This window comes from Pseudoalteromonas sp. c7(2019), from assembly GCF_011378625.1.
Lineage (GTDB): Bacteria > Pseudomonadota > Gammaproteobacteria > Enterobacterales > Alteromonadaceae > Pseudoalteromonas > Pseudoalteromonas arctica.
Genome location: NZ_WTKS01000059.1, coordinates 1 through 225, shown reverse-complemented (window position 1 = coordinate 225; position 225 = coordinate 1). Strand labels below are relative to the sequence as shown.

The following is a 225-nucleotide window of genomic DNA, read 5'->3' as shown; positions in this document are numbered from 1 at the left end:
TAAAAATACCACCTTCGTAAATAGCATAAGGCTTAGTCAAAGGCACAATTTCAGCACTTAACCCAAAATCTGTATTCCAATCTGTTGGTAGGTTACCAACATTAACAATCGTTTTAGTGATTTGCTGAATATAAAGATCTTCTTCTTCTTCGAAATAAGGAGATGGTTGTGCGATAAACACGTAATCACCTAATCCTCGCAACTTAACATCAGCTTGGTAAGCAT

1 protein-coding gene is annotated in these 225 nt (G+C 36.0%); it reads right to left on the bottom strand.

Annotated features, from left to right (window positions below):
* A partial coding sequence (locus tag GQR38_RS19995) for a DUF4198 domain-containing protein (RefSeq protein WP_165738013.1) occupies positions 1–225 on the bottom strand: 225 nt, incomplete at both ends.